The 13,633-nt window shown below is 35.8% G+C and carries 11 protein-coding genes and 2 tRNA genes; 7 read left to right on the top strand and 6 right to left on the bottom strand.

The features are described from left to right. Nucleotides 1–3 precede the first annotated feature (3 nt). The 3 genes from H4K33_RS04080 (at nt 4) to H4K33_RS04070 (ending at nt 3,664) form a co-directional block, all read left to right on the top strand. Complete coding sequence (locus tag H4K33_RS04080; RefSeq protein WP_182647206.1) at nt 4–1,920, top strand: ABC-F family ATP-binding cassette domain-containing protein; 1,917 nt, start codon at nt 4–6, stop codon at nt 1,918–1,920. Between the two features lie 96 nt (nt 1,921–2,016). Continuing rightward, entirely contained in the window at nt 2,017–2,586 is a 570-nt protein-coding gene (locus tag H4K33_RS04075) for a hypothetical protein (RefSeq protein WP_182647205.1), read from the top strand. Nucleotides 2,587–2,632: 46 nt separating this feature from the next. Further along, the gene (locus H4K33_RS04070) at nt 2,633–3,664 is read left to right on the top strand and encodes an SseB family protein (protein WP_182647204.1); all 1,032 of its coding nucleotides are present in this window, start codon (nt 2,633–2,635) and stop codon (nt 3,662–3,664) included. 125 nt (nt 3,665–3,789) lie between these two features. Here H4K33_RS04070 and H4K33_RS04065 read toward each other — a convergent pair. The 3 genes from H4K33_RS04065 to H4K33_RS04055 form a co-directional block, all read right to left on the bottom strand. Continuing rightward, nucleotides 3,790–3,862: transfer RNA gene (locus tag H4K33_RS04065), tRNA-Met, on the bottom strand. A gap of 147 nt (nt 3,863–4,009) precedes the next feature. After that, entirely contained in the window at nt 4,010–4,600 is a 591-nt protein-coding gene (locus H4K33_RS04060) for an NAD(P)H-dependent oxidoreductase (protein ID WP_182647203.1), read from the bottom strand. 4 nt (nt 4,601–4,604) lie between these two features. After that, nucleotides 4,605–5,558 carry an alpha/beta hydrolase gene (locus tag H4K33_RS04055; RefSeq protein WP_182647202.1) on the bottom strand — a complete coding sequence of 318 codons (954 nt, stop codon included), beginning with the start codon at nt 5,556–5,558 and terminating at the stop codon, nt 4,605–4,607. Between the two features lie 136 nt (nt 5,559–5,694). On the opposite strand from H4K33_RS04055, the gene H4K33_RS04050 reads away from it, so the two are divergent. After that, nucleotides 5,695–6,531 carry an AraC family transcriptional regulator gene (locus H4K33_RS04050; RefSeq protein WP_182647201.1) on the top strand — a complete coding sequence of 279 codons (837 nt, stop codon included), beginning with the start codon at nt 5,695–5,697 and terminating at the stop codon, nt 6,529–6,531. Between the two features lie 125 nt (nt 6,532–6,656). Here H4K33_RS04050 and H4K33_RS04045 read toward each other — a convergent pair whose 3' ends face one another. The 3 genes from H4K33_RS04045 to H4K33_RS04035 all read right to left on the bottom strand — a co-directional run bounded on the left by H4K33_RS04045 (nt 6,657) and on the right by H4K33_RS04035 (nt 8,347). After that, on the bottom strand, nt 6,657–7,295 hold the full coding sequence (locus H4K33_RS04045) for a peroxiredoxin-like family protein (RefSeq protein WP_182647200.1): 639 nt from the start codon (nt 7,293–7,295) through the stop codon (nt 6,657–6,659). A 177-nt stretch (nt 7,296–7,472) separates the two neighbouring features. Next, a tRNA-Met gene (locus H4K33_RS04040) sits at nt 7,473–7,545 on the bottom strand. A 142-nt stretch (nt 7,546–7,687) separates the two neighbouring features. After that, complete coding sequence (locus H4K33_RS04035) at nt 7,688–8,347, bottom strand: CatB-related O-acetyltransferase (RefSeq protein WP_182647199.1); 660 nt, start codon at nt 8,345–8,347, stop codon at nt 7,688–7,690. Nucleotides 8,348–8,508: 161 nt separating this feature from the next. Here H4K33_RS04035 and era point away from each other — a divergent pair, with 161 nt between their 5' ends. From era to H4K33_RS04020, 3 genes are all read left to right on the top strand, one after another. Continuing rightward, the gene (era, locus tag H4K33_RS04030) at nt 8,509–9,396 is read left to right on the top strand and encodes a GTPase Era (RefSeq protein ID WP_182647198.1); all 888 of its coding nucleotides are present in this window, start codon (nt 8,509–8,511) and stop codon (nt 9,394–9,396) included. Nucleotides 9,397–9,462: 66 nt separating this feature from the next. Beyond that, on the top strand, nt 9,463–10,776 hold the full coding sequence (der, locus tag H4K33_RS04025; protein ID WP_182647197.1) for a ribosome biogenesis GTPase Der: 1,314 nt from the start codon (nt 9,463–9,465) through the stop codon (nt 10,774–10,776). A gap of 61 nt (nt 10,777–10,837) precedes the next feature. Beyond that, entirely contained in the window at nt 10,838–13,582 is a 2,745-nt protein-coding gene (locus tag H4K33_RS04020; RefSeq protein WP_182647196.1) for an outer membrane beta-barrel protein, read from the top strand. The last annotated feature ends 51 nt before the right edge of the window (nt 13,583–13,633 follow it).

Below are 13,633 nucleotides of genomic sequence, written 5' to 3'. Positions count from 1 at the left end.
TTTATGTTGAATATACATAATTTGTCTGTTTCGTTTTCAGGAGAATTCCTCTTTGAAAGTGTAACATTCAGAATTGGTGCTGGAGATCGCGTAGGACTCGTTGGTAAGAATGGTGCTGGAAAGTCTACAATGTTAAAGCTTTTGTCCAGAGATATGGATCCTGATACAGGGAGTATCGCAATGGAAAAAGAACTGAAAATAGGGTTCTTACGTCAAGATATTGATTTTATTCCAGGTCGTACTGTCTTAGAAGAAGCGTACCAAGCGTTTGTTGAAATTAAAGAAGTCGAGGCTGCATTAGACCGAGTAAATAAAGAATTAGCAGAACGAACAGATTATGAATCAGAATCATATAGCGAATTAATTGAAAAGTTAAGTGATTTAACTCATCGATTTGAAATTATCGGAGGGTATAATTACGTAGGTAATACCGAGCGTGTTTTGCAAGGTCTTGGATTTAAGCGCGAAGATTTTGATAATTTAACCGATACATTCTCTGGTGGATGGCGTATGCGTATTGAGTTGGCGAAATTGTTGTTGCAAGATAACGACGTTTTGTTACTCGATGAGCCAACGAACCACTTGGATATTGAAAGTATTATTTGGTTGGAAAATTTCTTGAAAGGTTATCCCGGAGCTGTAGTGATTATTTCTCACGATAAAATGTTCTTGGATAATGTAACAAATCGCACTATTGAAATTTCTTTGGGTAAGATCTACGATTTTGATAAACCCTATTCGGAATATTTAGTTTTACGTGAGGAATTGCGTGAAATGCAATTGGCCGCTCAAAAGAACCAAGCAAAAAAAATAGAGGAAACGGAAAAGTTAATCGAGCGTTTCCGATATAAAGCAACAAAAGCTTCTATGGCGCAATCACTGATCAAGAAATTGGATAAAGTAGAACGCATTGAGGTTGATGAAGATGACAATGCGGTTATGAATATCTCTTTTCCGGTGAGTATTGACCCTGGTAAAGTTGTGTTAGAAATGGAACAGGTAACTAAGCGCTTTGGCGATAAGGTTATCTTTAAAGATGTCAATTTCCTGATTGAACGCGGTAGCAAAATTGCTTTTGTTGGACAAAATGGTCAAGGAAAGTCAACGCTGATTAAAGCGGTGATGAAAGAATTCGAATACGAGGGGACAATTAAATTAGGACACAATGTTCAGATAGGATACTTTGCGCAGAATCAGGCGGATTATTTAGATGGTGAAAAAACCTTGCTAGATACGATGTTAGACGCTGCTACCGATGCCAATCGCGTTAAAGTGCGAGATATGTTAGGTGCTTTTCTGTTTCGAGGAGATGATGTAGAGAAAAAAGTAAAAGTGCTGTCAGGAGGGGAGCGAAATCGCTTAGCTTTATGCCGCATGTTGTTGTCGCCAATCAACGTATTGCTGATGGATGAGCCAACCAACCACTTAGATATTAAATCTAAGAATGTGTTGAAACAAGCTTTGCTTAATTTTAAAGGTACTTTGATCTTAGTTTCTCACGACCGTGATTTCTTACAAGGATTGACGAATTTAGTGTACGAATTTAAAGATCAAAAAATTAAAGAATATTTGGGGGATATCAACTATTTCTTAGAAGAACGCAAGGCACAGAATATGCGTGAAATTGAGAAAAAAAGTGAAAAACAGGAACCACAAGTTGTTAAAGTAGAAGAGAAAAAAACTGTTACCTTGTCCTATGAGGATCAAAAGAAACAGAAAACATTGCAAAATAGATTGAGTAAAATCGAAAGTGAAATCAATGCATTAGAAAAGAAAATAGCAAAAGACGATGAACGTTTAGCTGTAGACTATGAAAAACTGATGCAGGATGAAAGCTTTTTTAAGGCTTATGAGCAAAACAAAAAGAAAGTAGAGTCATTGATGCAAGAATGGGAAGATGTTGCTGCAGAACTGATGTAAAGAATAAAGAGAGAAGGTTTGTGTGTTATACGCAAACCTTTTTTCATTGTGCTGTACAAGATATCGTGTTTTTACTTACATTTAATAAAAAAACAGATGAGAACATATCAAACCTTACGCGTTTTAGGATTCCTTTGTATGGGATTAATAGGAACAACTGCAATAGCACAAAAGAAGCAAACAACGGATATTTCGGCAGCTATGCCAACGCAAATATTTGCTAAAGACTTAGAGAAATTAAATTTTCAATACACCATTGAAATTGATAAAAAGGAATATAGTGGCTACAGTCAATTAACGATCAATCCGAAGTATTTCGACTATGTGAAAACAGAACAGGGCAACTTTAAAATGGGAACACTTAATTTTGATAAAAAAATAATTTTGCAAGAAAAAAATGGCGGTAAATCAAGTTTAATTTCCTTAGACCAATGGGCAAAAGAAAATGCTAGTTTCAATGGGAATTTAATCTTTATGGTTGATGCGGTAGTGTTGAATGTTAAACCAGAGCTAGTTATTCTAGATCAAAACTATATGATAGATTACAGTATAACATCTCTAGATCAAACAGGATTGGAGTCACCAACTGTAGTTGTTCAGCTGAGAATGAAAACAAAAGAAAACTTTAAAAAAGGAGCGCTAGATAAAAAGCAAAAAAGTGAATAACGTAATTATTTACAACAAAAGTTATATTGGCTAGAAAAAAGAATAAATGAAACTATTTGATATTTTTAAAAAGAAGAAAAAACAAGAATCAACCTTTCCTGAAAATGAACTCGAACGCTATTTAATGGAAGCTGCTTCAGATTTAGATGCGCGAAAGTATTTCTATCAAAAATTAATGTGGAATCAATTGGTCGTTTTAACACCTGATTATATAGAAATGGAGGAGGGAACACAAAAAGTAGAGACGAATACCACAGTGAAATTGGTGTCCTTTAACGATGGAGTAATTCCCGTTTTTACTTCTTTAAATCGCATTTTTGATCAAGATATCATGCGTGACAAGGTTTCTTATGTCAGTTTAAAAGGACAAGATCTATTTGGGCTTACTAAAGGATCTACCCTAGTTTTGAACCCCTATTCTCCTTATAGTAAAGAGTTGTTGCCAGATGAAATCGAACAATTGATGAATGGAACAATTTACGATCAACTCGATGAAGAAGCAACAGAACAAAAGAAGATCGATGATTTTAATAGGCTTTACGACTTAGCTTGTGAAAAACAACAAGGACTTATTTTGTTGGGTGATTATAGCATGCAACCCTTGGATCCAGCTGATCAATTGAAGTTAGAAGAATCTGTTGGATATTTTAAACAGTGCTTGGCTATGTTCGATGACCATTGGCCGAGTATGGTATTGTCTGCTAAAGCGCTTCAACGATTAAATCGACACGATGAAGCTTTTGCTTTGTTAGAAAAAGCTTTTACTGTAAATGAAGAAAATCACTCGATTCCCATGGAGGCTGCTTTAGAAGCTATCCATCTTCAAAATTTAGAAAAAGCCTTATTCTATTCTGAGGCTTCAATAAAGCGAAAACCCAACGATTTTGCTTTAATGGGAAATCACGCGATGAATTTAGTGTTGGCTGAACGGGATCAGGAAGCTTTAAGCTTGATTGAAGAAGCACTTCGTTTAGAGCCTAAGGATAAAGTAAATAAAAATATTAAAGATTTGATTCAAAGTGTAATGAAAGGAGAGCGAAACCGACCGACAATGGAGGAAACCATGCAAGGGGGTTAATACTTCTGTCATTTAATTAGAGCACGTCGCGATGTAGTTTGTGTACAGGACTATTATAAATAGCTCATTGCTTAGATAAAACCAAAAAAAAAGACTTAATCGTTAGATTAAGTCTTTTGGCTTAGTAGCGGGAACAGGACTCGAACCTGTGACCTTCGGGTTATGAGCCCGACGAGCTGCCTACTGCTCTATCCCGCGCTATTGTGGTGCAAATATACAAACTAATAAAGATACAAAACAAGTAAATGTGATTAAAAAAGTAGTTTAATTTAATTATTTATACTCAAGTTATTGATTTTTAGTTAATTGTGGTGTTGTTTGTTTTTAAATTTAACAACAAGTTTTCTAGGTTTGATGCTTTTCAACATCTATTCGAGCCTTTTGTTTGACTTGTTCGATGAGTTGCTCGATATCAAATGCACTGTAATCGTTTAATGGACCCACTACCTCTGCATTTTCAATTTGTACACCACAGTAGGATAGTATGCCCTCCTTTAAAGGGATTAAGCCACTAGCTCGATAGATCGTTTGATGTACTTCAGGTGATAAATCGCCCATAGTTACTAAAATGCGAGCTGTTTTACCTTGTAATAGACCTTCGGTATGTGTTGTGGAATGATGCTTAAACACCAATCCAGGCAGGAATAAACGATCAAAAAAACCTTTCATTACTGCTGGCATGCCTACCCACCACATCGGATGAATCCAAACCTGATGTGTACTCCAGTTGATGTTTTCTAATGCGTACACTAAATCAGGTTCTAGTTCCATGCGTTTGGCATAACCAAAAGCTAAATTAGGATTGAAATCTAATTCACCAATGGCTAGGTAACGCACGTTTGCTCCTAAGGTTTGTGCCGTTTCAATGTAAACTTCTGCTAATGTAGCATTGAGACTTATTGGATTGGGATGTCCGTTGATAACTAATATATTCATAGAATTAACGAGTAAAAATATTTTTTAAATAAGTGATTTGTGTTTGCCAAAATTCTCTTGCCATTAGGGTAGGGAAAAAGTCAAAGACGTGAGTAGCTCCTTTTATTTCAAAAACAGATGTTGGAATTTCCGCTTGTTGAAGACGTTGAGCATATTCTTTAGCTTCATCTTTGAGAGGATCAAATTCAGCGATGACAATTGTTGCAGGTGGAAGATGATTCAGATCGACTTGCAAAGCGGGTACAGCATAGAGGGGAGGTGTGTTTAGATTTTCTCCTAAATAATGTCGCCACATCCAAACAGCCGCTTGTTTGCTTTGCATGGGAGCATCAGCTAATAATTCCATAGATGGAGTTTGCAAGCGGTGATCCATAGGGGGATAAATCAAATACTGATGGCGAATAGTTATTTCTCTTTGAGCTAAGGCGTATTGGGCAAGAGAGGCAGCAATCGTTCCTCCTGCGCTACTCCCTCCAACATTGATGTTGTTGATATTTCCTCCTAAAGTATGCGCTTGTGTAGATAACCAACGTAGCGCATCATATCCATCGTGTAAGGCTGCAGGAAAAGGATGTTCTGGTGCTAGGCGATAGTCTACCGATACAACAACCAGTTGAAGGGCAGATGCTAATTCGTAAAAAATAAAGTCGTACTGTTCAGGTGTGCCATATATAAAAGCTCCTCCATGAAAATACAACAGTACAGGTAGTTCGGTTTGATTCGTAGGACAATAAGTTCTTAAGCGAATATTGCGATCATTATCTCGAGAGGGAATTTCTATATTGGTTACAGTTAATCCTACAGGAATAACCAAAGGCTCTTCGGTTTCTGCTATTTTTTGTTCTTCTATGCGAATTTGTGTTGGATTAAATGCTACTAAATACTCGTAATCTATTTCGCTATAAGGACTCTCTTTGATGGCCTGTACTAATTCTGAAGGGATATCTTGTTGGATCATATTCGATGTTCTTTTTTGTCAATTACATGGGTTTACGACGGTAAATAATAGTTTATACTTCTATTTTAATGCAAAAATAGACTGATTTTTGTCTATATATCGGTATAAATAAAGCTGTTTTCGGTATCTTTGCGGTATGGGAAGAGAAAACATATACCAAGCATTAGAAGTATATTATGAACAAATCGACAGCTGTCCGTTGCGAGACAGGATATTTAACTTTTTTGAATTAGTTTACGTTGTCGCAGGTAAAGGCAAGCACACGGTTAACGGCAATCGCATTGAATTTCAAGTAGGCGATTTGTTTTTGATTACTCCTCAAGATTGTCATGAATTTGATTTAGAGGGAATGTGCGAGTTTATGGTAGTTCGATTTGGCGAATCTTATGTCAAAGATTACCAATGGAAGAGTATAGATCATATTGAATGTTTACTCTACTATGCTTCTCAACTATCGGCTTCCGTTTTAGTAAACGAAGAAGATAAACACGTTGTACATCAATTAATGCAAACGTTGAGACAGGTTATAGCCATAGAAACTATGTATAATGAAGATTTAGTTCGGCACTTGGTTAATGCTATTTTAGTGATAGCAGCAAGAAATATCGCCATGATTCAGTTTGAACCTTTGTCCAACAATACGGATATGAAAATGGTGTCTATTCTCAACTATATTCAAGAGCATATTCGCGAGCCAGAACAGTTAAAAGTAACAGTTGTCGCTCCGAAATTTGGCATGTCACCCACTTATTTGGGAAGCTATTTTCGAAAGCATTGCGGAGAATCTTTCCAATCGTATATTTCAGCTTATAAAATTCGATTAATTGAACATCGCTTGTTGTTTAGTGAACGTCGCATCAATGAAATTGTTGATGAGTTTGGTTTTGCTGATGAGAGTCACTGTAATAAGTTTTTTAAACGCCATAAAGGAAGTAGTATGTCTGCATTTAGAAAGGCAAACAGTAGTACGTAAGAAAAATTACTAGATTTAGTTGTCTTCTTTGTTTTTTGGATGTTCAGTAATTTGGTTAAGGGCTTCGTTTAAAAAAGCATTCCCATAAGAATGCTTTTTTAGTTCAATGATTATCTTGTCGAATTTTATACATGCAAATCTAAGGCTTCCATATCTATGCGATTCATATAGTTTGAATCCACAAATTTGTACGTTACTCGCCCTGTAGAATCTAGTGTAAAAACAGCGGGAATAGGTAATTCTTGTTGTGTATTGCCATTGTAAACAGCTAAATCAATCCCTAAATTTTGATAGATGGGACTAACGTAATCTTGTAGTTCAAAATTGATTCCGATCTGTTTAGCTAAGTGGTTGTCTTGATCCGTTAGGAGTTCAAAATCCAAATGTAGTGTTTCTTTTAGTGTTGCACTGTAAGATGAAAGTTGAGGAGAGATAGCAATCAATGTAACTTTTTTAGCTTCTAGTTCGCTTAGTTTTTGTTGTAATGCTCGTAATTCCAAATTGCAATAGGGACACCAAGAACCACGAAAGAAGCTAATGATTGCAGGGCCTTTTTGTAGTAAGTCATTTAATTCTATGACTTGATTCGTTGTGTTTTTAAGTTGAAAATTAGGAAACGTGTCTCCTACTTTGATACAATGGTCTTCGAGTTGTAATTTTTTTACATCTTCAATAGATTGACCGAAGCTAGTTAAAACTTCAGGGGGAACTTGTTGTGTTAAGTTCTTATTTAATTCGTCAATTTGCTGTGCTAATGTATTCATGTGTACTGTATTTTAAGGCAAATATTTTAAATAAAAATTACACAGACAATACCGCATATTTTTGTCTCTAAGGGATAAAAAAGTCACTTTTGGGTAGGTAAAGTGGCGAGAGACAAAAAATATTTTGTGTAGAAGCAAAAAAAAGACTTAATCTAACGATTAAGTCTTTTGGCTTAGTAGCGGGAACAGGACTCGAACCTGTGACCTTCGGGTTATGAGCCCGACGAGCTGCCTACTGCTCTATCCCGCGCTATTGTGGTGCAAATATACAAACTAATATTGGTACAAACCAAGTAAATTAAACAAAATCTTTAGTTTGATTGGGATAATGGTACTTGGTTAGGGTGTAATGTGCTGTGCAGTAAGAGTATGTGGGAGATTTTTTTAAAGAATTATTTAGAAGGTTGATTGGTTTGATCGAATAATTGACTTTGTTCTTCCAATAGGTCAATGTTGTTGGCCGTTAAATAGGGTTGTAGGGCGTTGAATTTGGCTTCTTCCCAATCGTATAGGTTTAGTTGAAGTAAACGTGTTGTGGTATTTTCATCAAATCTTGTTTTGATGGGTTTGGCTGGATTTCCTGCAACAAGGGTATAAGGAGCAACATCTTTGGTTACTACAGCACCAGAGGCAATAATCGCTCCTTCTCCAATGGTAACACCTGGCATAATCATAGCACGCATTCCAATCCATGCGCCATCTTTGATAATTGTATCTCCTTTTGGTTGGTAGGATTCGATGATTGTTTCAACAAAGGGGTATAAACTAAACCAATCTGTGCGATGGGTGTTATTTCCACCCATAATAATCACTACCTCGGCGGCAAAGCAAACATGAGAACCAATATACAACTGATCAATAGGCCAAGCCGGTTCCCATTGGCTTAAACTATAAGAATCGCCATATAAGTATCGAACTACACTTTCTTCAAAGGTTCCACTCCAAGCATGACTGTAATAACTCGTATTGCCTTTGATATGTATATTGGGATTTTGTACAGTTTCATGTAGATATTCTACCTTAGACCAATGTTTTTGGTTTTCGTTCATCATGCGGTGTTTTATATTAAAAGGATAAAACTAGTAAAATAGCCTATAAATCAAAATTTGTCAGCATGTAAAAACACAGAAAGAGGGAATTAAGTCGAGTTCTTTCATTTTTTTTCAACTATCTCATTGATAAAAACTACCTTTGTAGCGAAAAATATATTTTTATGGCACATAAAGCTGGATTTGTGAATATTATAGGTAATCCCAATGTAGGGAAATCAACCCTAATGAATGCATTAGTGGGAGAGCGATTATCAATAATAACTTCAAAAGCGCAAACAACAAGACATCGTATTCTAGGAATTGTAAATGAAGAGGATTATCAAATTGTATTTTCTGATACACCGGGTATTATTAAGCCAGCGTATGAATTACAAGAATCGATGATGGATTTTGTTAAATCTGCTTTTGAAGACGCAGATGTATTGATCTATATGGTCGAAGTAGGGGAAAAAGAATTGAAAGACGAAGCTTTTTTTAATCGAATTATTCACTCTAAGGTGCCTATTTTATTGTTGTTGAATAAAATTGATAAATCTAATCAGCAACAATTAGAAGAACAAATGGAGTTGTGGAAGTCTAAGGTTCCCAATGCAGAGATTTTTCCTATTTCTGCTTTAGAGAAGTTTAATACACAAGCCGTTTATGATCGTATTATTGAATTATTACCTGAATCGCCTCCTTTTTATGCAAAAGATGCCTTAACGGATAGATCGGAGCGTTTCTTTGTCAATGAAATTATTCGCGAGAAAATTTTGTTGAACTATGAAAAAGAGATTCCTTACGCTGTAGAAGTAGAAACAGAAGAATTTTTAGAGGAAGAAGAAATTATTCGAATCAAAGCCATTATTATGGTAGAGCGCGATACGCAAAAGGGAATTTTGATCGGACATAAAGGTGCAGCTTTGAAAAAAGTAGGAATTGCTGCCCGTATAGAAATGGAAAAATTCTTTGATAAAAAAGTACACTTAGAGCTTTTTGTTAAGGTGAATAAAGATTGGAGATCGAGCGATTATCAGTTGAAACGTTTCGGATACAATCAAAAAAAATAGAGAAATTAAATAATAGCGTAAAATATTGCATTGAAATAGTAACTTTGCGACATATTTAAATAGTATATGAGTAGTATAGTAGCCATAGTTGGGAGACCAAACGTAGGAAAATCCACTTTCTTTAATCGATTGATTCAAAGGAGAGAGGCAATTGTAGATTCGGTTAGCGGGGTAACGCGCGATAGAAACTACGGCAAATCAGAATGGAATGGAAGAGAGTTCTCGGTAATTGATACTGGAGGATATGTAAAGGGATCAGATGATATTTTTGAAGAAGAAATCAGACGTCAAGTTGCTTTGGCAATTGAGGAAGCTGATGTTATTATATTTGTTGTGGATGTTGAAGAGGGGATTACTCCTATGGATGCTGAAGTAGCAAAATTATTACACCGCGAAACAAAACCTGTTTTTGTTGCAGTTAATAAAGTAGATAGTGCGAAACGCATGGACGATTCGTATGAGTTTTATAATTTGGGATTGGGAGAAATTTATCCAATCGCAGGAATGAGTGGAAGTGGTACAGGTGACTTATTAGACGAAGTTGTTAAAGCGCTTCCTGAAGAAGAGGTGAGAGAGGAAATAGAAGATGGGGAATTACCTCGTTTTGCTGTAGTTGGACGTCCAAATGCAGGTAAATCTAGTTTTATCAATGCCTTGATTGGAGAAGATCGCTATATTGTAACTGATATTGCAGGAACAACAAGAGATGCTATCGATACGCGTTTTACTCAATTTGGATTTGACTTTAACTTAGTTGATACAGCGGGTATCCGTAGAAAAACAAAAGTAAAAGAAGATTTAGAATTCTATTCTGTAATGCGTTCGATTCGCGCAATCGAACACAGTGATGTTTGTATCTTAATGGTTGATGCTACAAGAGGATTTGAAGGACAAGATCAAAATATTTTCTGGTTAGCAGAGAAAAATAGAAAAGGAATTGTTATTTTAGTGAATAAGTGGGACTTGATCGATAAGGACACACTGACGTCAAAACAATTTGAGGATAAAATACGCGAAAGCATTGCTCCATTTACAGATGTGCCAATTGTATTTACATCAACAATAACAAAACAACGTTTATTAAAAGCGTTAGAAACTGCGGTTCAGGTCTATGAAAATAGAAAGAACAGAATTTCTACTTCGAAATTTAATGAAACAATGTTGCCTATCATTGAACATACACCACCACCAGCGATTAAAGGGAAGTATATCAAGATTAAGTATTGTATGCAGTTGCCAACGCCATCACCTCAATTTGTGTTTTTTGCGAATTTACCTCAATACATTAAAGATCCTTATAAAAGGTTTGTTGAGAATAAATTACGTGAAATTTATGACTTTAGCGGTGTGCCTATTGACATCTATTTTAGACAAAAATAATTGTAATTATACTAAAATATACGGTCTTTGTTTGGAAGAACAAAGACCGTTTTTTGTTACTATGAAAAAACTAATTTGCTTGTTAACCGTTTTATTTTTTCAGACTGTATTCAGTCAATCTACGGTTAGTATCCAAGGAAAACTTACTGATAGCGTGAAAAATCCATTAGAAGCTGTGACAGTTTATGTGGTTAAAGAAAAAGATAATTCCGTACTAGAATATAGCATGTCTAATGCGGAAGGTAATTTTGAACTAAAGGTGAAACTACCTGAAGAAAAAGTGCGCTTTAAAGCAAGTATGGTTGGCTTTAAGCCCTATAGTAAGGCTATAGAATCAACAGGTGAACAAACCTACAACTTGGGGACTATTCAACTGCAAGAATTGATTACGAGTTTGGATGAATTGGTTATCACCGCAGATATTCCGCCAATTCGGGTAAAACGAGACACACTTGAGTTTAACGCTTCTTCTTTTACTGTTCGTCCCGATGCCAATCTTGAGCAATTGCTAAAGCAATTACCTGGATTGCAAATTGACGAGAATAAAAAAATTACGGTAAACGGTAAACAAGTAAACGAGATCTTGGTGAATGGCAAACCTTTTTTTGGGGAAGACGGAAAAATTGCCTTGGAAAACTTGCCTGCAGAAATTATTAATAAAGTTCAAGTAACAGACAAGAAAACCAAAAAAGAAAAATTTACCGGTGAACGTGCGAAATCAGATGACGCCAGTATTAATATCACAATTGACGAAGCGAATAACAAAGGGTATTTTGGAAAAGTAACAGGAGGGTATGGGTCTGATAAACGCTACGAAGGAAGTCTGTTCTTCAATACTTTTTTTGATAAAACGCAACTCAACGTTATCGGTTCTGCCAATAATATTAATGCTATGGGATTTTCTATGGATGAAGTTTTTGACAATATGCGCATGGGAAAAAGTTCGGGTGGAATTACAACGTCGAGAATGCTAGGGGTAAATTTTGTACAAGATCTTTCGGATAAATTAAAGGTAAATGGCAGTTACAACTATAACTTCTCCGACACAGAAAGTAAAAACCGATCATCGGTTACTCAATTTTTACCTTCTGGCGAGTTTGCAACTAATTCAGAATCCGGTTCTAATAGTGATTCAGAAGGTCATTCGGCTAATGTATCGATTGATTATATAGGCGAAAAAGACTCCTTTTATATCACGCCAAATTTTCAAACGAATTATTCGAGTTCGGTGACCAGTTCGTCCTCTGAATCACTCAATGAACAAGGAGAATTACTCAACGATAGCGAATCACATGCACGAAACAAAGGGGATAGTAATAGTTTTGCAAACTCTATGCGTTATATGCGCAAGTTAAAAAGAGATCGACAATTTTTTACGGTGGAGTTTAGAAATGCAAACAGCGTGAATGAAAGTGATATCTTGCAAGAATCTGTAACTCATTTTTACAAAACAGAACAAGAAGAAGATAAACGTCGCCAATACCAAAGACAAAATAACGCCAATGATTCGTATGCTTTGTCTTTTGAATATAGCCAACCGATAACAGATTCGCTTACGATGTTGATCGGAACTAGTTGGGATAGAAATCAAGAGATTACAGACGCAAAAGTATTTGACTACAACGAAGCAACTCAAGATTATACCGATTTGAATAGCTTGCAGACTAATCGGTATGTAACTGTTCGAACAACGGTGAATCCTTATGTCGGATTTAATCTTACACATAAGAAATTTTATGCCGATTTTAATACGTCGACTCAGTTGGTGAAGAATAGTGTAGAGGCATTGTATAATAAAGAAAATTATACCTTAGACAAAAAGTACATTGATCCTAACGTATTAGTTAATCTGAGATACACACTATCAAAGGGAAATATGTTTTGGTTGATGTATAATTACAACGTAACCTATCAACGTGCTACAGAGCTTTTGGATATCGTTGATGTGAGTAATCCGCTACATACTTTCGTTGGAAATCCTGATTTGCGTCCGACAGGTAATCATACCATGACGTTGAGTTATAGATCCTATAATTTTCAAACGCGTTCAGGATATTCAGTTTATGGAAATGTCAATATTTTAAATAATAGCATTGTCAATGCCATCGATTACGATGAAGATCGCAAGAGTATTTCTACATACAAAAATGTATCAGGAGCTTATAGTTGGTCGTTGAATGGATCGTGGTATCGTTCGGCTAAATGGGATGAATTAAGTGTGCGTTATGGAATTAACATGCGTTACAATCAAAGTGTGCAAAAAGGTTATATTGATGGAGTTATTTACGATGCAATTTCCAATAGTCTTAGTCCGCGGGTTTATGTCAACGTAGATTATGGTGAGTTGTTTAGAATTTCACCTTCCTATAATTATAACACGAATTGGTCCAGTTACAAGAACTTCAATGTAGATCGCGCTAGTAATTATATTCACAATGCTTCGTTGGAAACGGTGTTGTACTGGCCGAGTAAGTTTACGATTGGAAATGATTTTAATTATACCTACAATTCACAAATTGCCAGTGGTTATAATCGCGATTTCTATATGTGGAATATCAGTTTGGCGTATGAATTCTTTAATGATCGATTTAAGGCAAAGGTAAAAGTTTACGATGTGTTGAATCAAAATACAAGTTCAAGGCGTACCATTGATGCCACGTCTATTGTAGATTCAGAGAGTTTAGTTTTAAAGCGCTATGTTATGTTTTCTTTGACGTATAGTTTAAAGGGATTTGGCGGAAAAGAAATGCGCGGAAATCGCGGTGGAAATCGCGGAGGAGGCATGATGCGAATGGGAAGACGATAAAAAAAAGCGGTTGTTTGTATCAAACAACCGCTTTTTTTATCATATAAAGAT

The sequence above is a fragment of the Myroides sp. WP-1 genome (assembly GCF_014145635.1).
Taxonomy (GTDB): Bacteria; Bacteroidota; Bacteroidia; order Flavobacteriales; family Flavobacteriaceae; genus Flavobacterium.
Note: the sequence above shows the minus strand (reverse complement) of the source record. Positions and strands in the feature narration are given on the sequence as shown.

Excerpts from the sequence above, each read along its gene's own strand:
- era (WP_182647198.1), top strand. The coding sequence starts at position 8,509 with ATGGCACATAAAGCTGGATTTGTGAATATTATAGGTAATCCCAATGTA.
- der (WP_182647197.1), top strand. The coding sequence starts at position 9,463 with ATGAGTAGTATAGTAGCCATAGTTGGGAGACCAAACGTAGGAAAATCC.
- H4K33_RS04070 (WP_182647204.1), top strand. The coding sequence starts at position 2,633 with ATGAAACTATTTGATATTTTTAAAAAGAAGAAAAAACAAGAATCAACC.
- H4K33_RS04055 (WP_182647202.1), bottom strand. The coding sequence starts at position 5,558 with ATGATCCAACAAGATATCCCTTCAGAATTAGTACAGGCCATCAAAGAG.
- H4K33_RS04035 (WP_182647199.1), bottom strand. The coding sequence starts at position 8,347 with ATGATGAACGAAAACCAAAAACATTGGTCTAAGGTAGAATATCTACAT.
- H4K33_RS04075 (WP_182647205.1), top strand. The coding sequence starts at position 2,017 with ATGAGAACATATCAAACCTTACGCGTTTTAGGATTCCTTTGTATGGGA.
- H4K33_RS04045 (WP_182647200.1), bottom strand. The coding sequence starts at position 7,295 with ATGAATACATTAGCACAGCAAATTGACGAATTAAATAAGAACTTAACA.
- H4K33_RS04080 (WP_182647206.1), top strand. The coding sequence starts at position 4 with ATGTTGAATATACATAATTTGTCTGTTTCGTTTTCAGGAGAATTCCTC.
- H4K33_RS04020 (WP_182647196.1), top strand. The coding sequence starts at position 10,838 with ATGAAAAAACTAATTTGCTTGTTAACCGTTTTATTTTTTCAGACTGTA.
- H4K33_RS04050 (WP_182647201.1), top strand. The coding sequence starts at position 5,695 with ATGGGAAGAGAAAACATATACCAAGCATTAGAAGTATATTATGAACAA.
- H4K33_RS04060 (WP_182647203.1), bottom strand. The coding sequence starts at position 4,600 with ATGAATATATTAGTTATCAACGGACATCCCAATCCAATAAGTCTCAAT.